This is a genomic window from Symbiobacterium sp. (assembly GCF_040797425.1).
GTDB lineage: Bacteria > Bacillota > Sulfobacillia > Symbiobacteriales > Symbiobacteriaceae > Symbiobacterium.
The window spans coordinates 50,165-72,965 of record NZ_JBFNEH010000003.1; the positions used below are offsets into that span (position 1 = coordinate 50,165).

Consider the following 22,801-nt stretch of genomic DNA (forward strand, 5'->3'; position numbering starts at 1 on the left):
TCGGTGATCGCGGGCGGGGGGAGGCTACCGCCCGAACAGACTCAACCGGATGAGAGAGGAGTGTTCCATGGTCATAGCGCGCACCGCTGCCCTGCAGCGCATCCTGGCCGCCGCCCTGTCTGCGCTGGTCGCAGTCTCCACGCCGGTCGGCTGCGGCCGGGGTGGTGCGCCGTCGCCCGGCGCGCCGCCGCAGGGCGGAGCCCCGCCCGCGGAGGAACCCGGGGGAAGCCGGGGGGAGGAGCCTGCGCCTGTCTCGGCGGTGCCCGACTGGCTGGACTACCTCACCCTCGAGGAGAAGCTCGGCCAGCTTTTCTGGGTGGGCCTCCCGGGTGCGGAGCTCACCCCCGAAACGGAGGAGTTGCTGGCGGAGGGGAAGGTGGGCGGCTACATCCTGTTCGGCCGGCAGGGCAGCGACCCGGAGCGGCTGCGCCGCCTCACCGCCTCCCTGCAGGCCGCGGCGGCCGCCCGGGAGCGGGCCACGCCCGGCCTCGTCATCGCGGTGGACCACGAGGGCGGGCTGGTGCAGCGCTTCGGCCCGCCGTTTACCCAGTGGCCGGGCAACATGGCCCTGGGGGCCACCGGCTCGGAGGAGTACGCCGAGCAGGTCGGGCGGGCGATGGCCCGGGAACTGCTCGCGGTGGGCGTGAACATGAACCTGGCGCCCGTCGCCGACGTGAACAACAACCCCGCCAACCCGGTGATCGGCACGCGCTCCTTCGGCGAGGACCCGGCGCTGGTGGCCCGGCTGGCGGCGGCCCTGGCGAGAGGCCTCCAGGCGGAGGGGGTCAGCGCCGTGGCCAAGCACTTCCCCGGCCACGGCGACACCGACGTCGACAGCCACCTCGACCTGCCGGTGGTGGGCCACGACCGGGAGCGGCTGGACCAGGTGGAACTGCGGCCCTTCCGGGCGGCCATCGCCGGGGGAGTCGACGCGGTCATGGCGGCCCACGTCGTGTTCCCGGCCGTGGCGCAGGACGGCCGCCCCGCCACGCTCTCGCCCTCCGTGCTCAACGGCCTGCTGAAGGAGGAACTGGGCTTCCCGGGCGTGGTCATCACCGACTCCATGGACGGCATGGCGGCGATCACGGACCACTACGGCGTGGCGGAGGGGCTGGTGCTCGCCGTGCAGGCCGGCGCGGACGTGGTGCTGGTCACCGAGTCCTTCGGCGTGCAGCGTTCGCTTTACGACAAGCTGCTGCAGGCGGTGCGGGAGGGGCGGATTCCCGAGAGCCGGATCGACGACGCCGCCGGCCGGGTGCTGGCCCTGAAGGAGCGGCAGGGGCTCCTGCCGCCGCTTCCGGGGAAGGCGACCGCCGGCGAGGCGGGAGGCGCCGGCGGGGAGGTCTCAGGTGGGGCCCCGCGCGAGCCGGCCCGACTGACGGGGGAGCAGCCGCTGGCTGAGCCGATTGGACCGGCGGCCCACCAGGCCCTGGCGGAGCAGATCGGCGCCGATGCCCTGACCCTGGTGCGCAACGCGCACCTGCCGCTTCAGCCCAGCGCCGGCGACCGGATCGTCGTCATCGGCCCCGCCTACGCGCGCCCCGTGACCGGCGTTGACGGCGTGGCCACCGCCCTCGGGGCGTCGATCAGGGCGTTGCATGAGAACACCATCGAGATCACGCTGGACTACCGGCCCGATGAGGACGCCCTCGCGGCCGCCCGGGAGATCGCAGAGGAGGCCGACGTGGTGATCTACGCCGTGAGCGAGGGCCACGACGTTCCCGGGCATCGGGATCTGATCGCCGACCTGGTGGCCGGCGGCAGGCCGGTGGTGGTGGTCGGACTGGGCATGCCTTACGAGCTCACCGCCATTCCCGAGATCGGCACCTACATCGCCGCCTACGGGTACCAGGATGTGAACCTGAAAGGCATCGGACCGTTGCTCTTTGGCCGGGCCCCGGCGAAGGGGCGGCTGCCGGTGTCGGTTCCCGGTCTCTACCCGGCGGGGCACGGCCTTGACATGATGCTGGGGTAAGGCAGGGAGGCGTCCAGAACGGGCAGAACGGCTCCTCCCGAGACGAACTCCCCGGCCCGGGCGGGTGCCGACAGGTTCCCGGGGCCGTGAGACGGGCAGCCCGGGGAAGGGGCGCAGAAATCGAAACCGTGGTCCGGCGAGGAGACTCACCGGTCCACGGTTTCGCGTTCTACACCGACTTCGGGGTTCGAGCACCGATCTGGTGGTTCGGGCGCAACGGGCCCGGGGCGTTCCACCGTCGTAAGGGCAGAAAGGGGGGGTTGCCGTGCGGCCCGAGTCAGAGGCCGAGCGTGCTGAGCGCCATGCGAGGACCGTCGCCGCGTTCCGGGCGCAGTTCGATCCCGACAACCCGCCGTGGGAGCCCTACACGCTGGAACAGCACTTCAGCGCCGGTGACGAGGGCGACTTCGACGGCCTCTCGGCTGCCCTGCAGGAGCGCGGGTTTCAGGTGGAGAGTCTCACCTACGATCCCGCGGACCGGGAGCGCACGTGGCGGCTCGTGGTGGTGCGGCTGGAGCTGGTCGACGAGCAGCGCCTGCTGCGGCTCTCCGACGAGATGGATGGCCTCGCCCGCCAGTTTGAAGCGAGGTACGAGGGGTGGGCCACCCGTGTCGACGAAGGGTGAGCCCCCGGGCAGCCCTTCTCACCGCCTCGCCGCCGGGTCGCTGAAGCGGCCCCCCATCACCGTCTTCACGAGTTCCATCACGGCGGTGACGCCCAGGGAGAACAGGGCGATCCACAGCCAGTCCTGGGTGTGTACTTCGTGCAGCTGGAAGACCCGCTCGAGGACGGGCACGGTCATGACGACCACCAGCAGCAGCACGCCCATGATGGTGGCCAGCCAGGCGAACCGGTTCTTGAAGAGGCCGATGGTCCACACCGGCTTGGTGGTGTTCCGGCAGGAGTGTGCCCAGACCAGCTCGGCCAGGGTGATGGTGGCGAAGGCGTAGGTGGAGCCCATCTCCGCGGCGTTGGCCGGGTCCTTCGCCATGCCCAGCGAGTGCGCCCAGAGCACGGCGACGGTCATCAGCACGGCCTGGATGAACATCTGGATCAGCATGGGCCGGGTGATCACGTTCTCCCTGGGGTCCCGCGGGCGGCGCTCCATGACGCCGGGCTCACTGGGCTCCATGCCCAGGGCGATGGCCGGCAGCGAGTCGGTGATCAGGTTGATCCAGAGCAGGTGGATCGGCTGGAGCGGCAGGGGCCGGCCCGTGAGCATGGCGGCGGTGATGATGAACAGCTCCGCCAGGTTGGCCGAGAGCAGGAAGAACGTGAACTTCTGAATGTTGCTGTAGATGGTCCGCCCCTCTTCGATCGCACTGACGATCGTGGCATAGTTGTCGTCCATCAGCACCATGTCGGAGGCGCCCTTGGCGACGCCCGTGCCGGAGAGGCCCATGGCCACGCCGATGTCGGCCCGCTTGAGGGCCGGGGCGTCGTTCACGCCGTCGCCCGTCATCGCCACGATCTCGCCGCGCCGGCGCAGCGCGTCCACGATGCGCAGCTTGTGCTCCGGCGATACCCGGGCGAACACGTTGGCCTTCTGCACGGCCTCCTCCAGCGCCGCGTCGTCCATCTGGTCCAGCTGGACGCCGCTGTAGCTGGCCGACCGCTCCGCCTCGACGATGCCTACCTCCCGGCCGATCGCCACGGCGGTGTCCACGTGGTCGCCGGTGATCATGATGGTGCGGATGCCGGCCTTCCGAGCCTCAGCGACGGCGGGGGCCGTCTCCGGCCTGGGCGGGTCGGTCATGCCGATGAGGCCGACAAAGATCAGGTCTTGCTCCAGCCGCTCCAGGTCGCCCTCGAGCCGGGCCTGCGGGTCGGTGAGGGCGACGGCCAGAACCCGGACGCCCTGGCCCGCCATCTCGTGGTTGGCGGCCTCGATCGCAGCCCGGTCCGCATCTGAGAGCGGCAGCGTCTCACCGCCCTTGCGGATGCGGTTGGTCAGGCGCAGCACCACGTCCGGCGCGCCCTTGACGACGCCGGTGATGCCCTCGGCGGTCAGGTGGTGGAAGGTGGTCATCCGCTTCCGCTCCGACGAGAACGGCACCTCGCCCAGCCGCGGGTACTGTTTCTCCAGTTGCCGCTTGTCCAGGCCGGCCTGCGCGGCGGCGACTACCAGGGCGGTCTCGGTGGGATCGCCCACGGACTTGTAGTCCCCTGCCTCTCCCGACAGGCTGGCGTCGCTGCACAGGGCGGCGGCGGCGAGCAGGAGGCCGTGCGGCTCGTCGACAGTGGCCTTGCGGTTCGGGTCGACCCATCCCTCGGGGAGCCAGAGGCGGGTGACGGTCATCTGGTTCCTGGTGAGCGTGCCCGTCTTGTCGCTGCAGATGACGGTGGCGGAGCCCAGCGTCTCCACCGCCGAGAGGCGGCGGATCACGGCGTTGCGGTCCGCCATGCGCTTGGTGCCGATGGCCAGCACGATGGTCACCACGGCCGGCAGGCCCTCGGGGATCGTCGCCACGGCCAGCGAGACGGCGACCATGACGACCTCGAGCCAGCCCATGCCGCGGAAGAGCCCCAGCGCACCCACCACGGCGCAGACGATGAGCATCGCCACGCCCAGCTGCTTCCCGAACTTGGACAGGCGCTGCTGGAGGGGCGTCGCTTCCTCTTCCTCCTCCTGCAGCTTGCCGGCGATGCGGCCGACCTCCGTCTGCATGCCTGTGGCGATAACGACGCCCTGGCCGCGGCCGAAGGTGACGTACGTGGACATGTAGGCCATGTTCACCCGGTCGGCCATGGCGGTCTCGGCCTTGAGGAGACGGCCGGCGTCCTTCTCGACGGGGACGGACTCACCGGTGAGCAGCGACTCGTCGATGCGCAGCATCACCGACTGGGTGAGGCGCAGGTCGGCCGGGACCGGGTCGCCGGCCTCCAGCAGGACCACGTCGCCCGGCACCAGGTCCCGGCTGTCGATGCTCACCACCTCGCCCTCCCGCAGGACCCGGCACGTGGGGGCGGTCAGCTGCTTCAGGGCGGACAGCGCCTGGTCGGCCTTGAACTCCTGCACGATGCCAAGCGCCGCGTTCAGGATCACGATCGCCATGATCGCACCGGCGTCGAGCATCTCGCCCAGCAGGAACGAGAGCGCTGCCGCCACCAGCAGGATGATGACCAGGAAGTCGCTGAACTGCTCCGCGACCATGGCCCAGATGCTCTTCTTCTTCTCCTCGACCAGCTTATTGGGCCCGTACCGGGTGAGCCGGTCGGCCGCCTCCTGGCGGGAAAGACCTGTGGAAAGGGTCGTTTCCAGTTCCGATGCCACATCCGCGACGGGTCGAGAGTGCCAGTGGTGTGTCGACAACGCTATCCCCCCGTTTTTTTCACGTATGTTAACTTTAATATACCGCTACCGCGGCCACCGGGAGCATAGGCTATTGGGACCATCGGGGCGATGGCGCGTTGGGACAGAGGGCTACGCCGCTCTGCCCACGGGGGTTCCGCCCCGACGCCATTCGGACGGGGCCTGCCCGGTGCGCAGGCAACGATAGCCGGTCCCGTTGAGATGTGGTACACTGGTGACGCTTCGGCGGGGCACCGGACGCGGGCCACGTGGCTGCCCGAGCCGCCGACCGTCAACACGTGAGGAGGATCGGTGTGACCGTTTTACAGGCGATTGTTCTTGGCATCGTGCAGGGGCTCGCCGAGTTCCTGCCCATCTCCAGTTCCGCGCACCTGATCCTGGTGCCCTGGGTGCTGGGCTGGCCGGGCTCGGGCCTGGCCTTCGACCTGGCCCTGCACGTGGGTACCCTGATTGCGGTCACCATCTACTTCTGGCGCGACCTGCTGAACCTGGCGGTGGAAGGGCTCACCCGGGGCACCCGGACGCCCGCGGGCCGCCTGGCCTGGGGCATCGTGCTGGGCACGGTACCGGGGGCAATCTTCGGCGTGCTGATGGAGGACATGGTCGAAGCGGTCTTCCGCCAGTCGATCCTGTCCATCGCCATCCTGCTGGCCGTGGTGGGCCTGATCCTCTACCTGGCGGACCGATTGGGCGCCAAGCGGCGCTCGCTGGAGGAGATCCGGGTGTCCGACGTAATCTGGATCGGCCTCGCACAGGCGCTGGCCGTGATCCCCGGCGTGTCCCGGTCGGGTGCGACCATCACCGCCGGCCTGGGCCTGGGGCTGAACCGGGAGACGGCGGCCAGGGTCTCGTTCCTGCTGGGCTGGCCCATCATCCTGGGCGGCGCCATCCTGGTCATCCCCGACGCGGACCCGTCCATGTTCACCCCGGCCTTCTTCGCCGGGGTCGCCGCCGCGGCCGTGAGCGGCTACGCCGTGATCGCCGTGCTGCTGCAGTACCTGCAGAAAGGATCGTACCTGGTGTTCGCGTGGTACCGGGCGATCGTGGCGGCGCTGGCCGTTCTCCTGCTCCTGGTGCGGGGCGCGTGAGCGACGGGCGGTGGGCTGTGAGCCCCGCCCCTCGGCTCGTCGGCAGTGGGCATATGGAGAGCGGCACCGCCCTGGACGGCGATGCCGCTTTTCGCGGGCGCCCGTGCACTCCTGGTGGTGCCCGCCGGACGCCCGCCGCCGTCATGTCGGCGGCGGGGGAACCCGTGCCCCGGCGTTGGGCCGTTGGTGTCCGCGCCAGCAGCTCACAGGCGGGCATGGGAGGTGATCGGCCCGTGGTCCCCCAGCAGGCCCCGCTTTAGGCCCGGGCTCCTCCTTCTCAGATGAGGTCCCAGGCTGCATCTGAGAAGGAAAGGAAGGAAGAGCATGTGGCCGAAGGCGGTTGACTGGCAAGCGCTCCGGTTCGGGGTGGAGATCGAGTTCGTGGGCGGAGACCCGGGGGGCGTGGTGCTCTTGCCCGGGTGGAAGATGCTCCTCGACGAGCAGCAGATAGATGACACGGGCGAGGCGTCGGGTGCCGAACTCATCTCTCCGCCGCTGTTGTGGCGGGACCGGGGCGAGATCCGGGAGATGCTGGCCCGGCTCGCGGCCGCGGGTGCCCGGGCGAACTGGAGCTGCGGACTGCATGTGCACGTGGGGCTGGAGCCGTGGGGGCAGGATGTCGTGCTGCCCCTGGTTGACGCCGCCCTGGCGCACCAGGAGGCGCTGCAGACGCTGCTCAGCACGGCCGAGCACCGGCTGATCTACTGCCCTCCGGTGGTACCGGCGATGCGCGAGCGGTACCTGATGCGGCCCGAGCGGCAGGCGCTGGTGCACCGCGGGCGGCCGCAGTCGCACCGGTGCGGTGTGAACGCGGCGGCCTGGTTCGATTACGGGTCCGTAGAGATTCGCTACGCCAACGGTTCGCTCGAGTACGATGCGGTCGTGAACACGGTGGAACTCTGCCTGCGCTTCGTCGGCGCGGTGGGGGAGGGGCGCCTCGGCACCGCACCCGAAGGGGAGCGGGCTCCGGAGGCGACTGGCACGGAGGCGGCGGCTGCGCTGGCCGAGGCCCTGGGTGCGCCCGTTGCGGGCTACCCGCCGCCTCAGGCCGCGCCGCTCTGGTACCGGGAGCGCATGTGGATGGAGGATGTGCTGCTGCCCGTGCTGGAGCCCCTGGTGCGGGCCCGGTTGTCCGGGGCGGAGATTCTCTCCATCCGCCCCGTCACCGCCGGCTTCCGGGTCACGGCCGAGGGGCCGGACCAGCGCTGCACCTCCTTCCTGGCCCATCCCCGGCCAGACGGGTGGCGGCTGGAGCCCGCCTGACGGACCCGCACCGCTTCGCACATCTCGGGTCCTGCCCTGCGCCCTGGCCGTCACGCCCGGCGCAACCGCATACCCACGGCCACGAGCCGGAGCGCCCGCTCGGTGGCATCCGCCACGTAGGCGGCGCCGCTGGCCATGGCCGCGTCCAGGTCCACCGGCCCAGGGACGATGGGGAGCGCCGCATCGATGCCCACATCGTAGATGCGCCGGTGGTCCCGCCCGAGTCCGCCGGAGATGCAGATGACCGGCACGCCGTGGCGCCGGGCGGCCTGGGCCACGCCCATTGGGGTCTTGCCGTGGGCGGTCTGAAAATCGGTGTTGCCCTCACCGGTGAGACAGAGGTCCGCATCCGTCAGGTGGCGCTCGAGGCCCGTGGCTTCTACCACGATCTCGACGCCGCGGCGGAGCCGGGCGTTCAGCAGCGCCATCAGCCCCGCCCCCAGGCCGCCGGCGGCGCCGGCACCCGGAACGTTCTCCACGTCCCTGCCCAGGTCGCGGCGGATCACCTCGGCCCACCGGCGCAGGGCGGCGTCCAGCTGCGCCACCATCTCCGGCGTGGCGCCCTTCTGCGGCCCGAAGACCGCAGAGGCGCCCCGGGGGCCGGTGAGGGGGTTGTCGACGTCGCACGCCACCGTGATCTCCACGGCGCTGAGGCGGGGGTCGAGGCCGCTCGTGTCGATGCGATCCAGGCGGGCCAGTTCGGCCCCGCCGGGGCCCAGGTCCTGTCCGGCGGCATCCAGCAGCCGCACGCCCAGGGCCTGGGCCATGCCCGCGCCGCCGTCGTTGGTGGCGCTGCCGCCGATGCCGATGATCAGGCGCGCCGCGCCTTCGTCCAGCGCGCGGCGGATCAGCTCGCCGGTGCCGTAGGTCGTGGTGATGAGGGGGTTCCGGCGCTCCCGGGGAACCAGGGGGAGGCCGGAGGCCTGGGCCATCTCGATGACGGCCGTCCGGCCGTCGCCGAGGATGCCGAACGTGGCCTGCACCGGCTCGCCCAGGGGCCCGCGGACCGCGGTGGTGATCAGCCGGCCGCCGGTGGCGTCTACCAGCGCCTGCACCGTGCCCTCGCCGCCATCGGCCATGGGTACCAGGGCGAGCTCGGCATCGGGGAGGACGCGCAGCACCCCGGCGGCCATCGCCTCCGCCACCTGGGCCGCAGTCAGGGAGCCCTTGTAGGAGTCTGGGGCGATCACGATCTTCATGGCAAGCCCTCCCAGGGGTTGAGTTGCGTCCGACGGCACTTGACGGACCGCAGGATCCTGCCCCCCGTGCGGCGTCCGGACGTTTCCCGACAGGGTCCGATTCTCCTCTGGCTGTTTGTGCCTATTTTGACTCAGGAAAAACCGGCCAGGGGGTCGTAGGCCATGTGAACCATTCCGCCGGTGTGCGACGCGGGGCGGCTACATCGTTGCCGAGCACGGTCCGGTGCAGCGTGCCGGGGTTCCGGGACGGCACCCTGCGGGCCTGTGCCCTTCCGCCCGTGCAGGGCGGGTGCAGCAGCGGGAGTGGGCGAGACGCACATGCCTTAATTAGTTCTATATCCCTATATTCCTACCGTTTTGGCATAGCTATACTCGGGGTTAACAGACACGAGAGGGGAGGGCCCGCAGTGCACGTGCAGCAGGCGATTCGCAACGCCAACCTCCTGCTCCTGGTTACCGTCGTCCTGGTAATCCTGCCGGGCAGTCTCGCACAGCGCCTGGATGTCGGCAGCGGGCTCATCTTCACCGAACTGGTCTGCATCCTCCTGCCCACGCTGCTGCTGATCCGGCGGGAGGGCGCAGATTGGCGTGAGGCGGCGGCCTGGCGGGGCGCACGCCCCGAGGAGTTGCGGCTGGCCATCCCCATCGGCTTCGGCGCGTGGGCGCTCGGGACGTCGATTACAGGCCTGATGATCGCCTTCACCGGGTATCAGGCGCCGGGGCTGACGTCGCCCGAGTCCGTTGCCGCCGGCCTCGTCCTCTTCGTGGCCCTTACGGTGTTTGCGCCCGTCTGCGAGGAGATTCTCTTCCGGGGTTACATCTTCCGGGCCTACGCGCTCTGTGGCCCCCGGTGGGCCGTGGTGGGCTCGGCCCTGCTGTTCGCGTTCTACCATCTGCGCCTGCAGGGTCTGCCCGGGCTCTTGCCCGCGGCCTTCGCCCTGGGCGCCCTCCGCTGGCGGACGGGATCGCTGTTGCCCGGCGTGCTGGCCCACGCGGCGCAGAACTCGGTGTCGGCGACCATCCTGTTGCTCTCTGCCCTGGGCGTGACTCTGCCCGATCCGCTGCTGATGGGGATCATGCTGGCGATGCTCCTTGCGGGCTTCGTCGCCTTCCGCCGCCTCCTGCGGCTCAGCCCGGCGCCCTCGGCGGGCGAGGGGGAACGCGCCGCCCGGACGGGACTCGGCGGGCTCTGGCCCCTGATCCCATTCGCGGCGGTCTACGTCTTGGCCGCGGCGGCCGAGACCGGTGTGATCTCCGTGCCCGGCGCTGCGCCTGCGGTGCCCGCGGAACCGCCGGCGCTGGAGGCTGTCACCTTCGAGCGCCCGCAGGTCTGGCGTTACGAGATCCGCAACGTCGCCGACGACGTGGTGGGCAGCATGGAATGCCGCCTTACCCCCGAGCCCACCAGCTACGCGCTGCGCTGCACCTCCGCCAACCAGGCGTGGCGCGTCGAGCAGGGGGGCTCCACCTTCCAGTCCGACGCGACCACGGGGGAGATCGCCATCCGGTGGAACAGGGCGGACCTCCGGCTGCTGGAGCTGAGCGATCGGGTGTCGTGGACGGAGAGCGCGGTCCGCCACGAGACCCGGGTCGAACCGGCGGGCGACGGGCTGCGCCTCACGGTGCGGGTGACCATGCCCGGGGGCGCCAGCGAGCATTCCGCGAGCATGGCGCTGCCGGCTGGCGCCGTCCTGGCCCAGGAGCTGCCCTGGCGGCTCTCCCTGGCCGTCATGACGGAGGAGCGGACGGATATGATAGCCCTCGCGACGCCCCTGAAGTGGAACCCGGAGTCTGGGACCTCGGCGCCGGCCATCGAGCCGGTCGGACTCTCTCTCACGCGGGCCAGGGCGGAGACAGGCGATGCGTGGCAGGCCACGCTGGGCGACCGGCTGGAGGCGTGGTACGCCGCTGACGCTCCCCACACGCTGCTCCGGTTCGATTACGTGGGCCATTCGTACCGCCTCGTGGAACAGCGAACAGAGTAGGATCACGATTCGAACGGGGGTGCCCCACCAGGGGCACCCCCGCTTCCATGCGGTGTGCGCACGGCCGGCCCAAGCTAGAGCCAGCGTCTGCGCAGCTCGTGCTTCAGGATCTTCCCGTTGGAGTTGCGGGGCAGCGCCGGGACCGGCTCGTGTTCGACGCTGAGGAGGAAGTCAAACACGAGGCGGCCTCCCTTCTCTACATCTGATAGATCCAACTATACCTTTAACTCTGACTTTTGGTCAAGGTGGATGGGTCCCGTCCCACGGGGCGCCGACGGCTGGCGGGGGAGCGGGCGTCGGCCGGTGGCGAGGGAGTGTACTCCCGCCGCGTGCGCTCTGTTCGCCGTTGTTGTTGATCGTCGTGCCGGCGGATTGCCACTGCCGCGGACGTCGGTAAGTAGCCGGCAAAGTGAGCGATCCAAGGGGCCAGCTGTCCCCGGTCGTCATCAACAGCCGCTGCGAACAGAGCGGACGGCACGGGGCACCCCCCACCTGGGCGGCCGCCCACAGGCCTCTCCAGTCCCAGGCGGTCGTCAACGCAGATGCGACCGGCCACGGGCGAGAAACGAGCGGACTGCAGGGGGCAACCTGCGGTCCGCGGCGAGCAGGCAAAATCCGGGCATAGCCGATTGGGCGCCCGGATTTGCGTTTCCACGATGGCGTTGTAAGCGGAGGAGCGATCCTATGCCTCGTCCGGCTTGGGCTCCTCCCCGGACGGACCTTCGGGAGCGGGGCCTTCCTGGTCCGGCTCCGGGTCGGGCTTGTGCAACTCAGGGTTGTAGAGGACCCCGGTCTCCAGCGCCCACTGACGCCACTCTTCCAGGCTGTTGAAGCGCCGGAACCCATAGTACTTCTGATAGTATTCCTGGGCGAAGATCTGGTCGATCTGCTCGACCGTCAGCCCGGTTGCGGCGGAAAGCTCCGACGCGCTCATGGCGCGCCCGTACTTCACGAGGTAGTCGTCCAGCAGCTTCCAGATCTTCAGGGTGATCGTGCTGGTCGTGCCAGTGCCGAGGGTTCGTGCGGTGGAGTAGTACGCCTCCGCGCCCCCGTTGCCGGCTGTGGCCTGGGCCATGGTGGAATCCCTCCGTCTATCCCATACTTCCCGGAAATGGTTGCTCGTACTCATCACTGGCAAAAAGTCTCCGAAAGTCTTCTTACGATTCGCCCTGGGTACTCGAGTTTCCTGCCTCCGGCCTTCCAGGACCCGCCCTCAGGTCGGGAGGTCACGGGGGGACGGGGCACCGAGGAGGCAACCGTAACGGCACCTCGACGCGACTCCCTGTTGACCGGGACTGACTTGCGCGAATAAACTGGGAACAAGCAAGCGCTTGGTAGGGGGTAGCAGATGGCCCGGTCCGGACGGAAGGAGGAGCTGGTGGCGGCGGCGGTGACCCTGTTCAGCCGGAAGGGGTACCACGCCACAACCGTGCGGGAGATTGCCGATGCGGTGGGCATCCTCTCCGGGTCGCTGTACGCCCACGTGCGGTCGAAGGCGGAACTGCTCTACGAGGCGGTGGTGCAGGCGTCGGAGCGCTTTCAGGCGGCGGTGGCGCCCATCGCGGCGGAAACGGGCCCCGCGGGGGATCGGCTCCGCCGGGCACTTGCCGCCCACATCCGCGTGGTGGCCGAGTCTCCGGCCGCAGCGGCCGTGTTCCTGCACGAGTGGAAGGCGCTCCCGCCCGAGCACCGGGCTCAGGCCGTGGCGCACCGGCAGGCCTACGAGGACCTGCTGGCCCGGATCATCCGGGAAGGCGTGGAGGCGGGCGAGTTCCGGCCGCTGGACCAGCGCTTCGTCCGCCTGCTCGTGCTGAGCGTGGCCAACTGGGCCTACCAGTGGTACCGGCCGGACGGCCCCCTCAGCCCGGAGCAGGTGGCCGACCGGTTCTACGACATCATCGCGGAGGGGCTGCTGCGGCGCAACCCGTGAGCGACCGGCAGGGAGCCGTGGGCCCCCTCGCCGTCCACGGCCCGCTGCCCAGAGGAGGGAGAGCCATGACCTACAGCGACGACCGCCGGGCGGAGTTTCTGGCCCGCGTGGAGCGGGGCGAGAAGATCGAGGCGACCGACTGGATGCCCGACGAGTACCGCGTCACGATGATCAAGTTCATGCAGATGCACGCACTCTCGGAGCTGATGGGCGCCCTGCCCGAAAAGGAGTGGGTGCCGCGGGCTCCCACGCTGGCCCGCAAGCTCAGCCTCATGGCCAAGGTGCAGGACGAGGTGGGCCACGCCCAGCTCGTCCTGCGGGTGGCGGAGGATCTGGCGGCGCCCCTGGGCAAGGGCCGGGAGGAGCTGGTGGAGGAACTCTTCACCGGCCAGTGCAAGTTCCACAACGTCTTCCACATGCCCGCCCCCACCTGGGCCGACGCCGGGATCATCGGCTGGCTGGTGGACGGCGCCGCCGTGGTCTCCCAGGCCGCGCTGCTCAGCTCGTCGTACGGCCCGTACGCCCGGGTGCTGCAGCGGGTCTGCGCCGAGGAGGGGTTCCATATCCAGCACGGCGAGTCGATCTGCCTCGCCCTCGCCGAGGGCACGCCCGCGCAGCGGCAGATGCTCCAGGACGCCCTCAACCGCTGGTGGGAGGCGCTGCTGCTCTTCTTCGGCCCGGCGGAGACCAACTCGCCCTCGGCCACCATCCTGCTGAAGTACCGCTTCCGCACCAAGACCAACGAGGAGCTGCGCCAGAAGTTCCTCACCAAGTACGTGCCCCGCATCCGGGCGCTGGGCCTCACCATCCCCGACCCGGCCCTGCGCTACGACGAGGAGGCCGGGCGGTGGGTCTACACCCCGCCGGACTGGTCGAAGCTGAAGGCCATCGCCCGCAACGAGGGGCCGCTCTCGCAGTACCGGCTGGGGCTCCGGCGGCTCTCGTATGAGCAGGGGCGCTGGGTGCGCGAGGCGCTCATGGCGCAGGCGGTGTAAGGGGGAGAGGCGATGGACGCGGCGCGCAAGCCAGGGTTTGCAGAGCAGGTGCCAGCGGGCCCGTTGGGCACCGCACCGGCGGCACCGGCAGAAACGGTGCGGCAGGCGCCGGGCGAGGCGGGGACCGCCGCACGGTCGGAGCGGCAGTTCCGCATCTACGAGATCTTCGTCCAGAAAGACCACCTGAGCCCCCACGTGTGGGTGGGGTCGGTGGCGGCGGGCGGACCCGAGGAGGCCCTCGTGCTGGCGCGGGAGCAGTTCTTGCGCCGCGACGCCGCCGTCTCCATCTGGGCGGTGGAGCAGCAGGCCATCCACCGCACCGACTACGCCGACCGCGACTTCTTCGCCCGGGAGACCGACAAGCGCTACCGCACTCTAGCGGGCTACAGCCAGGCCAACGCCGAGCGGTGGCGCAAGTACAGGCGGGCGCTGCTGGACCTGGAGCAGGATTTCGTGCGGGACTAGGCGCCGCCCGCAGGGGAGGGACTTCCGATGGACCGAGCCAGCGTGATTGCGCTGCTGTACCAGCTGGCGGACGACGAGCTGGTGGTGGGCCACCGCGACTCGGAGTGGCTGGGGCTCGCTCCGCACATCGAGGAGGACGTGGCCTTCTCTTCGATCGCCCAGGACGAGGTGGGCCACGCCACCCTCTTCTACAACCTGCTGGCCGACCTGGGCGAAGGGCGGGCGGACGATCTGGCCTTCCTGCGTCCGGCGGCCCTCAGGCGGAACGCCGTGCTGCTGGAGCGGCCCAACGGCCCGGGCAACTACCTCGACCAGCCCCAGTTCGACTGGGGTTACACCATCGCCCGGCGGCTGTTCTACGACGTGTTCGACCAGATCCGCCTGGAGGTGCTCGCCGGCTCCAGCTACGCCCCCCTGGCGCAGGCGGCGGTGAAAATCCGGCGGGAGGAGCGGTACCACCTGATCCACCACACCACCTGGTTCCGGCGGCTGGCCACCGGCACCGACGAGTCCCGGCGGCGCCTGGCCGAAGGCGTCGCCCGCGCCTGGCCGGACGTGGGCGGCCTCTTCTCCCCGGGCGAGGTGGAGCCCGGGCCGGTCTTCCCCGCCACGCCGGCCGAGTTGTGGGACCGGTGGGTGGCGGCGCTGCAGCCGCTCTTCGCCGAGGTGGGGCTGGCGTGGCCGGGCCGGCCGGACCCTGAAGGCGCCTCTCCGGACGGCCGGCGGGGGCAGCACACCGCCGACCTGGCGGAGTTGCTCGAGACGATGGGGGAGGTCTACCGCACCGCCCCCAATGCGGCGTGGTGACGGAGGCGGCCGTCTGGGCCGCCCTGGCCGACGTGCGGGACCCCGAGATCCCGCCGGTTTCGATCGTGGACTTGGGGATGGTGTACCGGGTGGTGCTGACGGCGGCCGGGGCCGTGCGCATCCGCGTGGAGATCACGCCCACTTACGTGGGCTGCCCGGCCCTGGAGATCATCCGGCGTGACGTGGCCGCCCGGCTCGGCGCGCTGGAAGGGGTCGCCGGGGTGGAAGTGGCCTTCGTGCTCGACCCGCCCTGGACCAGCGACCGCATCACCCCGGAGGGGCGGGAACGGCTCCGCAGCTTCGGCATCGCACCGCCGTCCTGCTCGCGGGCGTCGCCGTCCTCCGCACGGGCCGGGGCGGATCCGTCGGTGCCGCCCCCGCTCACGCTCATCCTTCCGACCGAGGCGCCTCCCTGTCCGTACTGCGGCTCGCTCGACACCCATCTCGAGAACCTGTTCGGCCCCACCGCCTGCCGGTCCATTTACTACTGTGACGGCTGCCGCCAGCCCTTCGAGGGCATGCGCAGCGTGTGAACGGGGCCACTTGCCTGAACCGCCTCTCTTCCTCAGCCGTCAGACTAGTGCAGAGTGTGCGGAAGGTGATCAGGATGAGAGGTTGGAGGCCCGTGGCCTGGCTGGCGGTGCTGTGCCTGCTGATGGCAGCCTGCGCCACGCCCTCCCGGATGCCTGCGGCGCCCGAGACGCCGTCCGTCCGGGAGGGTGGTGCAGGCGCGGCTGACGCGGGAACCGGCGAGGCCCCGGCCGGCGCCACCGGGACCGCAGGCCAGGGTGCCGCCGCACCCGCCGCCACCGTCAGCGCCCGCCAGGGCGCCCCGCCCGCGCTGCTCGGCCGCATTCTGTTCCGGGGCACCTCCACCCTCAGGACCGTGGTGGACGGGGTGACCGCCCTCAGCCTGGATCCCCGCGTCGACGAGGTGGCGGTGGGCTCCGGCGACGTCCTCCTCTCGTGGCAGCTTGACACCCACGACGCCCGGCCTTACCGCGACCTCCTCCGCACCCGGGGCGCGGAGCCCGCGGAAGTGCGGACCGTGCTGGGCTCGATCCAGGCCCGGTTCGCCGCCCCGCCGGCGGATCAGTGGGAGGCCTGGCTGGAGGGCGTGCGCGGCTCCCATGTGACCCTGGTCCGGCGGGCGGAGCCCACCGTGATCCTCACCTACCGGGCCGCGGACGGCACGCTGCGGCTGCTCGCCGGCGAGGAGGCCGTCGTGCCGGATGGCCCGCTCTGGGTCAGGCTGGCCTTCGACCAGGAGGTGGACCCGGCGAGCTTTGCCGCCTGGCTGGCCGACGTGGAGGCGCAGGGGGAGCAGCCCCTGATCGTCACGCAGGAGCCGGGCTACCGCTGGGCGGTGGAACTGGAGCGCGCCCCCGCCTGCCTCACGCTGGACCTGCGCCGCGTCGTGGCGGCCGGCAGCGGGCTGCCGGTGGCCCGCTATCCGGTGACGCTGCGCAACGAGGCCACGCTGCCCTACCTGGAGCGGGTGAGCGTGGATTCGGGGGAGAGCGAACACCTGGTCACCCTGCCGCCGGAGATCACGGAGGCCTGGCCGTCGCCCGACGGGGACTACATCGCTCTGCGGGGCCGGCAGTCCTTCCAGGGCGAAATGCGGGAGCGGCGCGGTGGGGTGGTGGACCTGGTGCGGAACCAGTGGCTGCCGCTCCCGCTGGCGGCCGGCTCGCTCCGGTGGGCGGGCGGGCGCCTGCTGAACCACCCGTCCGCCGGGGAAGCCGCACAGGCCTGGGAGGTGTGGGCACCCGATGCAGGCGAGCGCACAGCGCCGCCTCCCTTCCTGACCGGAGCGGTTCCACCCACCGCATCCTTCTCCCCCGACGGGAACCGGGCGGCCTACCTCGGGGGAGCGGAGGAGGACGAGCCCCGCGGCCACGGGACGTCCACGGCCCCGCTGATCGTGCTGGATCTGACGACGGGGGAGCGCCAGGTGGCGGAAGCGTTTGTGACCGCCTGGCCGCAGGGGCGTGAAGCCCTCGGGCCGACGGCGGCCTGGAGCCCGGACGGGCGCAGGGTGGCGGCGCTGGACCCGATGGGGCCCGCGGGCCCGAGCCGTCTGGTGATCTACGACCTGGAGCGGAGAGGGCGCCAGGTGGTGGGCGAGCCGGTGCCGGTTCCGGCCACGGGGGCGCGGCTCGCCTGGAGCCTGGATGGCCGCAGCCTGGCGGTGACCGCTCCGGGGCACACGGCCTGGGTCATCCCGCTGGACGGGGGCCCCGCCATTCCCATCCCTGATAGCGGCCACGGCACAGCCTTCTGGCACGGCTCCGGCGGCCGGCTCCTCACCGCCAGGGGCCCGGGGGAGGGGGTGTTCGTCTTCGACCTGGCCGACGGAAGCCGGTTCGAACTGGGCGATGGCCTTCCCGCCGGCTGGGACGGCGACGCCGTCTACGTCGTGCGGTGGCCGGGGACTGCGGCACGCTGCGGTCTGCGCTGACGTGCCGCGGCGCCACCGGGCCCACGGATGGGTCGCCGGCAGTTCCGTTCGGCCGTCTCTTGCCCCCGCCGGGCCGCCGCCCGGCGGGGGCGCCGTCTTTCCGGCGGCTCCAGGCATTTCCGGGCCGGCCGCCGTTGCACTCCACCCGCAGGGCGCATAGCATGTGCGCACAGACGAAGCGGGTGTACGGCAGCCCCGTGGGGTATGGGTCGGCGCGAACTGGTCAATACTGGAGGGCCGAGGGGGGTTTCCCATGCAGAATGCTGAGGTCAGGGAACTGGTGCAGCGCTCGCTCGAGCGCCACGCCGGCGACGAGCGCGCACTGGACGCATACTGGCAGTGGGCCTCCAACCCCACCCCGCCCTCGGCTGGCTATGCCCTGGAGGAGAACGCCGGTTTCATCGCCACCAACCTGATGCTCCGGTATGGCGAGCCCGCGGTGGACCTGGTGCTGGCCGTGAATGAGGAGTGCCTGGAACTGGCCGGGCGGGCTTCCATCCAGGAACTGCAGCGGACGATCGTGACCGTACTGAACGGACCGGTGGGCGAGCGGCTCAGGCAGGGCATCGTCAGGCGGCTCAGTGAGCCGACACCGGCCAGGCGGGCGCTTACGGCCTGGCTGGTGAACCGGGCCCGCTGGCGTCGGATGCCGGGGCGGGAGCCGGTCATCGCCGGCGAGTTTGACTGGTCGCTGGGCGCCGACCTGGAGGAGAGCGCAGCGGACTGTCAGAGTACCATCCTCCGCTGCCTCTACGGCGATCAGGTGGCGCAGGTGGACCTGGCCCGGGAGGCCATGCTGGTGGGCGTCGTCAACAGGCTCTTCTACCGCAACGCAGCGGGGCGCATCGAGGCGAAGCTCCGCCCGGGACCGCGCATCGCGGTGGCGGACCTGGTGTACTGACCTCGTGCGAGACGATAACCAGACCGCCGGCGGCGCCGTCTATAAGGCAGTGGGAGACGAAGAAGGAGGGGGCGCCGTGGCAGAGTCCGGCAACAAGTGGTACCGGTCGCCCGCCGTCATCGGTGCCGTCATCACGGTGGCCGGCTTCGGGCTGTTCACGCTGGGGGCCTGGCTGGTCAGCGAGTGGCTGCTGCGGTAGCAAGGCCAGGGAAGAATGGGTCTTGCGCACACCGGGCCGCCGGTGTAAAATAAGCGGAACAGAAGCGGCAGGATCGCGCGGGAACCGAGACAGAGCAGTCGGAGGACGTTCGGGAAGAGAAAGCATGATTGCAGCAACCCCGGTGCGTTCCGGGGGTTCTTTTTTCCGTGCCCATGCGAAGTAGCCGTCTTCACTTCCGAAGGAGGCGAGCAGCATGCAGGCGAAGTATGAACGGCCGGCTGCGCAGACTGGGACCGACATCCCGGCGGGGAAGCGCAGCAAGCCGCAGGCGGACGAGTACCACCACCTGATCGAGGAGATCCTGCGGGCCGCGGGGCTCGAGCAGCTGGATCAGGACTAGGGCGGCCGGAAAGGGAGGCACGCACGTGCGCAACAAGCTGGAAGCAGAGTTGAAAGACCTGAAGAAGGAAGTCTTGCGCATGGGGCAGATGGTGAGCGAGATGATCGACAGCGCGGTGCTCTCCCTGGTCCGGCAGGATCCCGCCCTGGCGCAGCAGGTGATCGACCGGGACGACGAGATCGACCGGCTGCTGATCACCATCGAGATGCGCTGTCTGCAGCTCATGGCGCTGCAGCAGCCCATGGCCCGCGACCTCCGCACCGTGGGCACCGGCCTCAAGATCGTCACCGACCTCGAGCGCATGGCCGATCACGCCACCGACATCGCGGAGGTCACGCAGAAGCTGGCGGGGGAGCCGCTGATCAAGCCGCTGATCGACATCCCCCGCATGGCGACCCTGGCCCAGGAGATGGTGCGCGCGGCGCTGGACGCCTTCGTGGACGAGGACGAGGCCGCCGCCCGGGCCATGATCGCCCGCGACCACGAGATGGACGCCCTGTACAAGGCCGTCTTCGACGAGCTGGTGGAGATGATGGAGCGGGACCCGCGGGTGGTGCGGCAGGCCACCCACCTGCTGCACGTGGCGGGATGGCTCGAGCGCATCGGCGACCACGCCACCAACCTGGGCGAGTGGACCATCTACCAGCTCACCGGCGAGTTGAGCAACTTGAACACGTAGCGGCACATGCAACCGCCGAGGGGGCCCCAGCGGCCCCCTCGTTCTGCGTCCGTCATGGCGCCGCCGGGTCCGCACTGGCCCGTTGGATCGCCGCCTTCGCCAGGTTGCTGATCACCACGTCCTCCATCGGGGGATTGTGCAGGCCCGCCCTTACGTCCCGGTAGTAGCGCTCCAGCGGCAGGCTCCGGGCGAGGCTGGCGCCGCCAGCCACCCGCATGGCCCTGTCCACCACCCGGAGGGCGGTCTCCACCACGAAGGGCTTGCAGGCGGCTACCGCATCGGCGAGGTGGGGCCGCCAATCCGGCCGCTCGTCCCACTGGAACGCGAGGTCCATGAGGGTGATGCGCGCCGGCAGCAGCGCCAGGTCCATCTCGCCGATCAGCCGCTGGACGTGGGGGCGGTCGACCAGGGGGCTCGCGGGCTCCGGGTGACCCGGCGGGTTCACCGTCCGCCGCTCGACCGCGTAGCGAACCGCAAAGTCCCGGGCCGCCTGGGCGATGCCCAGGTACACGGCCGGCACGTGCAAGTTCCAGCCCGCGGCGCGGCCCGGCGTGCGGTCGCCTGTCGGCTCCAGCAGGGCGTCGGCGGGCAGGTGGACGTCGTCCAGCCACAGGTCGTGGCTGCCGGTGGCCCGCATGCCGATGGCATCCCAGGTCTCTTCGATCCGCAGCCCCTCCGACTCCCGCGGCACCAGGAACCACGCGGCCTCTTCGGTGCCGGCCAGCGTAGCGGAGACGATGAAGTAGCGGAGCACCGGGGCCAGGGTGGTGAAGTGCTTGTGGCCCCTGAGCACCCAGGAGCCGTCGGGCAGACGCCGGGCGGTGGTGCGGGGGAGGCCGCCCCGACTGGGGCTGCCGGTCTCGGGTTCCGAACCGCACGCGTTGAGCAGGGCCCCCTCGGCGACGACCTCCCCGAAGATCCGCCGGCGGATGGGCTCCGGCCAGGTGCGGGTCTCTGCCTGCTTGCCGACCACGTACAGATGCCAGCCCACCGCGAGGGCCGTGGCGCCGTCGCCCCTCGCCAGCCGCTCCTGGGCGAAGACGGTGGCGTGCACGCCGGCGCCGAGGCCGCCGTACTCAGTGGGCACCGTCAGGGCGAGGTACCCCTGCTCCCGCAGCGCGTCGAAGTGGGCGAAGGGAAACGACCCGCTGCGGTCATACTCCGCAGCCGTCTGCGCAAAGCGGTCGGCCAGTTCGCTGGCACGCTCGTACGCCAGCCAGTCGATCTCCGTGCGGCCGAAGTACCACGGGCCAGGAATCACACGGCTCACCTCCGTCGAGTGCATGATTCGCCGCCCACGCGGGCAACTCTTGCAGCGGAACCGGACCTTTCCGACACGACTGGCCCTTTTTTGCCCCTTGAGCGAACGCGTGTCGTGGTGTAAAATAACATGGTGTCACCGGGGATCATCGTTCCCCCACCAGCATACGGGCGTTGCGCCCGGCGGGGAAGCCGCATCCCCGCACTCCAATGATACAGTTGCACAACGTCGGAGTGGCGGAATTGGCAGACGCGTACGTTTGAGGGGCGTATGGGTAACACCGTGCGGGTTCAAGTCCCGCCTCCGACACCAGAGCAGAGTCACCGTGACGCACAGGCGCCACGGTGACTCTGTTTCGTTTCATCAACCACGTCACGGTCCTGATCGGGTACATCGGCGCGCTCCACCTCGCCGCCCGATGCCGCGTGAATGGGGGCGCCCGCCGGGCGTCGGCGACCGTCGCCTTCTTGGCCTGGCTGATCGGGGTCTTCTTCAGCCCTGTCTTCCACTGAGCACGGCGGGCGTCGCGGGCGAGACGGGGAGCGCGCTGGCCCTTACCGCAGCAAACGATGACCGGCCGGTTTTCGGGTAAGCCTTTCGTGGCAAGGGCGCAATCGGGCGTGGAATGGTTTCCAGGATAACTCGTGATGACTAACCGTACGTGCATCTTCGTACTGGAAATCATGTACCGGCTCCCCAACCCGCGCGGGGAAAGGTATAATAACGGCGGTTCACCTTGGCGCAACGGAAGTAGAATCTGTGGCTGCATCCATGTACTGAACAGGAGGTTGTCCCATGAACTTACGCCAGCGTACGGCTGTATCGCTCCTGGCCCTGTTCGCTCTGGTGCTCACCGCCTGTGGCGGCACGCAGCAGTCTCCCAACACGCAGACTCCGTCTGCCGGCGGCGGGCAGCAGCAAGAGCAGCAGCAGGAACCCCAGAAGTCGGAGGAGCCCAAGGAGCTCGTGGTGTACACGTCCCACCAGGCCGATATCCACGAACCGCTGATCCAGGCCTTCGAGGATGCCACGGGCATCAAGGTGACCGTGGTCTACGCTGCCACGGGCGAGCTGTTCCAGCGGATGCGTGCTGAGGCCAACAACCCGCTGGGCGACGTGATCTTCGGCGGCGGCGCCGAGACCCACGAGGCCAACAAGGATCTCCTCCAGCCCTATGTGCCCAAGGAGATCGACAAGATGGCTCCGGGCACCGTGGCGAAGGACAACAGCTGGACGGGCTTCACCGCCCTGCCCATCGTGATCATGTACAACACCAACCTCCTGACGCCTGACCAGGCGCCGAAGGGCTTCGCCGACCTGACCGACCCCAAGTGGGCGGGCCAGATCGCCATGCCTGATGCCGCCAAGTCCGGCTCGGCCTACACCACAGTGGTGACCGTCCTGCACGCCATGGGCCGGGACGACGGCAAGGGCTGGCAGGTCATGGCCGACATCGTGAAGAACTCCAAGATCCTGGGGTCCTCCTCGCAGGGCCCGAAGGGCACCAACGACGGCGAGTACGCGCTCGCCCTGACGCACGAAGAGGCGGCCTTCAAGTACGTGGCTGCCGGCGGCCCCGTTGGGATCATCTACCCCGAGGAGGGCACCTCCAACGTGCCTGATGCGGTGGCCATCATCAAGGGCGCCAAGCACCCGGAGAACGCCAAGGTGTTCGTCGACTTCATGGTCTCGCAGCAGATGCAGGAGTACGTGGCCAAGGAACTGAACCGGCGTCCGGTGCGCACCGACGTCGCCCCGCCCGAGGGCCTGGAGGACGTGTCGAAGATCAAGTTCCTGGACTACGACATGGACTGGGCGGCCACCCATCGTGAAGAGGTGCTCGACCAGTGGAAGGACATCGTGGTCGAGTAACCACCGGCCCTGATGGGGTGCTCCCTTGACGGGAGCACCCCACT

Annotated in this window: 21 protein-coding genes and 1 tRNA gene; 18 read left to right on the forward strand and 4 right to left on the reverse strand. The window is 70.3% G+C overall.

The window, feature by feature from the left end; translation table 11 throughout:
* The first annotated feature begins 67 nt into the window (after nt 1–67).
* Both nagZ and AB2385_RS01560 read left to right on the forward strand, forming a co-directional pair.
* Nucleotides 68–1,975 carry a beta-N-acetylhexosaminidase gene (nagZ, locus tag AB2385_RS01555; RefSeq protein ID WP_367653155.1) on the forward strand — a complete coding sequence of 636 codons (1,908 nt, stop codon included), beginning with the start codon at nt 68–70 and terminating at the stop codon, nt 1,973–1,975.
* Nucleotides 1,976–2,240: 265 nt separating this feature from the next.
* On the forward strand, nt 2,241–2,600 hold the full coding sequence (locus tag AB2385_RS01560) for a ribonuclease E inhibitor RraB (RefSeq protein ID WP_367653156.1): 360 nt from the start codon (nt 2,241–2,243) through the stop codon (nt 2,598–2,600).
* 18 nt (nt 2,601–2,618) lie between these two features.
* Here the strand turns inward: AB2385_RS01560 and AB2385_RS01565 are convergent, their stop codons facing one another.
* Entirely contained in the window at nt 2,619–5,288 is a 2,670-nt protein-coding gene (locus tag AB2385_RS01565; protein ID WP_367653157.1) for a calcium-translocating P-type ATPase, PMCA-type, read from the reverse strand.
* Nucleotides 5,289–5,581: 293 nt separating this feature from the next.
* On the opposite strand from AB2385_RS01565, the gene uppP reads away from it, so the two are divergent.
* On the forward strand, nt 5,582–6,376 hold the full coding sequence (gene uppP, locus AB2385_RS01570; protein ID WP_367653158.1) for an undecaprenyl-diphosphatase UppP: 795 nt from the start codon (nt 5,582–5,584) through the stop codon (nt 6,374–6,376).
* Nucleotides 6,377–6,700: 324 nt separating this feature from the next.
* Nucleotides 6,701–7,639, forward strand: coding sequence for an amidoligase family protein (locus tag AB2385_RS01575; protein ID WP_367653159.1), 939 nt, complete (start codon nt 6,701–6,703; stop codon nt 7,637–7,639).
* 50 nt (nt 7,640–7,689) lie between these two features.
* Here the strand turns inward: AB2385_RS01575 and AB2385_RS01580 are convergent, their stop codons facing one another.
* The gene (locus AB2385_RS01580; RefSeq protein ID WP_367653160.1) at nt 7,690–8,838 is read right to left on the reverse strand and encodes a glycerate kinase; all 1,149 of its coding nucleotides are present in this window, start codon (nt 8,836–8,838) and stop codon (nt 7,690–7,692) included.
* A gap of 407 nt (nt 8,839–9,245) precedes the next feature.
* Here AB2385_RS01580 and AB2385_RS01585 point away from each other — a divergent pair, with 407 nt between their 5' ends.
* A complete protein-coding gene (locus tag AB2385_RS01585) occupies nt 9,246–10,823 on the forward strand; it encodes a CPBP family glutamic-type intramembrane protease (protein ID WP_367653161.1) in 1,578 nt (525 codons plus the stop codon).
* Between the two features lie 682 nt (nt 10,824–11,505).
* Here AB2385_RS01585 and AB2385_RS01590 read toward each other — a convergent pair.
* Complete coding sequence (locus AB2385_RS01590; RefSeq protein ID WP_367653162.1) at nt 11,506–11,898, reverse strand: hypothetical protein; 393 nt, start codon at nt 11,896–11,898, stop codon at nt 11,506–11,508.
* Nucleotides 11,899–12,171: 273 nt separating this feature from the next.
* On the opposite strand from AB2385_RS01590, the gene AB2385_RS01595 reads away from it, so the two are divergent.
* From AB2385_RS01595 to phoU, 10 genes are all read left to right on the forward strand, one after another.
* Entirely contained in the window at nt 12,172–12,753 is a 582-nt protein-coding gene (locus AB2385_RS01595) for a TetR/AcrR family transcriptional regulator (protein ID WP_367653163.1), read from the forward strand.
* A 65-nt stretch (nt 12,754–12,818) separates the two neighbouring features.
* Entirely contained in the window at nt 12,819–13,748 is a 930-nt protein-coding gene (paaA, locus tag AB2385_RS01600) for a 1,2-phenylacetyl-CoA epoxidase subunit PaaA (protein WP_367653164.1), read from the forward strand.
* A gap of 12 nt (nt 13,749–13,760) precedes the next feature.
* Entirely contained in the window at nt 13,761–14,213 is a 453-nt protein-coding gene (locus AB2385_RS01605) for a hypothetical protein (RefSeq protein WP_367653165.1), read from the forward strand.
* 27 nt (nt 14,214–14,240) lie between these two features.
* On the forward strand, nt 14,241–15,020 hold the full coding sequence (gene paaC, locus AB2385_RS01610; protein ID WP_367653167.1) for a 1,2-phenylacetyl-CoA epoxidase subunit PaaC: 780 nt from the start codon (nt 14,241–14,243) through the stop codon (nt 15,018–15,020).
* Nucleotides 15,017–15,553 (forward strand): 1,2-phenylacetyl-CoA epoxidase subunit PaaD, encoded by a 537-nt coding sequence (paaD, locus tag AB2385_RS01615; RefSeq protein WP_367653168.1) that lies wholly within the window; start codon nt 15,017–15,019, stop codon nt 15,551–15,553. The genes paaC and paaD overlap by 4 nt, the downstream gene beginning before the upstream one ends.
* Nucleotides 15,554–15,627: 74 nt before the next feature.
* On the forward strand, nt 15,628–17,484 hold the full coding sequence (locus AB2385_RS01620; RefSeq protein ID WP_367653169.1) for a hypothetical protein: 1,857 nt from the start codon (nt 15,628–15,630) through the stop codon (nt 17,482–17,484).
* A gap of 253 nt (nt 17,485–17,737) precedes the next feature.
* Complete coding sequence (locus AB2385_RS01625) at nt 17,738–18,385, forward strand: hypothetical protein (RefSeq protein ID WP_367653170.1); 648 nt, start codon at nt 17,738–17,740, stop codon at nt 18,383–18,385.
* Nucleotides 18,386–18,461: 76 nt separating this feature from the next.
* The gene (locus AB2385_RS01630) at nt 18,462–18,584 is read left to right on the forward strand and encodes a hypothetical protein (RefSeq protein WP_367653171.1); all 123 of its coding nucleotides are present in this window, start codon (nt 18,462–18,464) and stop codon (nt 18,582–18,584) included.
* 214 nt (nt 18,585–18,798) lie between these two features.
* Complete coding sequence (locus AB2385_RS01635; protein ID WP_367653172.1) at nt 18,799–18,945, forward strand: hypothetical protein; 147 nt, start codon at nt 18,799–18,801, stop codon at nt 18,943–18,945.
* A 25-nt stretch (nt 18,946–18,970) separates the two neighbouring features.
* Nucleotides 18,971–19,624, forward strand: coding sequence for a phosphate signaling complex protein PhoU (gene phoU, locus AB2385_RS01640; protein ID WP_367653173.1), 654 nt, complete (start codon nt 18,971–18,973; stop codon nt 19,622–19,624).
* Between the two features lie 52 nt (nt 19,625–19,676).
* Here the strand turns inward: phoU and AB2385_RS01645 are convergent, their stop codons facing one another.
* Complete coding sequence (locus AB2385_RS01645; protein ID WP_367653174.1) at nt 19,677–20,885, reverse strand: acyl-CoA dehydrogenase family protein; 1,209 nt, start codon at nt 20,883–20,885, stop codon at nt 19,677–19,679.
* 227 nt (nt 20,886–21,112) lie between these two features.
* Between AB2385_RS01645 and AB2385_RS01650 the strand changes: the two genes are divergently transcribed.
* The 3 genes from AB2385_RS01650 (at nt 21,113) to AB2385_RS01660 (ending at nt 22,757) form a co-directional block, all read left to right on the forward strand.
* A tRNA-Leu gene (locus tag AB2385_RS01650) sits at nt 21,113–21,197 on the forward strand.
* Nucleotides 21,198–21,229: 32 nt separating this feature from the next.
* Nucleotides 21,230–21,397 (forward strand): hypothetical protein, encoded by a 168-nt coding sequence (locus AB2385_RS01655; RefSeq protein ID WP_367653175.1) that lies wholly within the window; start codon nt 21,230–21,232, stop codon nt 21,395–21,397.
* A 283-nt stretch (nt 21,398–21,680) separates the two neighbouring features.
* Nucleotides 21,681–22,757 carry an ABC transporter substrate-binding protein gene (locus tag AB2385_RS01660; RefSeq protein WP_367653176.1) on the forward strand — a complete coding sequence of 359 codons (1,077 nt, stop codon included), beginning with the start codon at nt 21,681–21,683 and terminating at the stop codon, nt 22,755–22,757.
* Nucleotides 22,758–22,801: the final 44 nt, after the last annotated feature.